Here is a 386-nt window from a genome sequence, read left to right on the forward strand (position 1 = left end):
GCTTGAGGTGCAGCGCGGTGGCCGCTGCGGTGCTGGAGGTGGTGACGGCGTCGGTCAGTTCGAGGTCCACCTCGCCGACGCCGGGGACGGCGACCTTGGTGGTGCCGACCGCCGACAGCTCGGTGCGCCGGCCGAGCACCGTCAGGCCCACCAGGTGCGAGGAGGCGGTCGGGCGGTGCCCGACCTGGCAGGTCGCGGTGGACGTCACCGCGTCCAGCTTGACCGCGGACAGCAGCGGCAGGCCGGGCACGTGCAGGTCGGCGCCGGCGATCCGGGCCACGCCCTCGGCCTTGTCCGGGCCGGTGGTGGCGTTCGCGGTGGCGGCGGTGGCGCGCAGCAGGTCGATGGCGCGGCCGGACTCGACGCCGTGGCCGACGGTGACGGTC

Annotated in this window: 1 protein-coding gene; it reads right to left on the reverse strand. The window is 76.2% G+C overall.

Features of this window, described 5'->3' with window-relative positions:
• Positions 1-386: choice-of-anchor P family protein (locus AC5RWQ_RS30735; protein WP_494286089.1), on the reverse strand; the 386-nt coding region annotated here is incomplete at both ends.

The sequence above is a fragment of the Micromonospora sp. BS32 genome, from assembly GCF_059089345.1.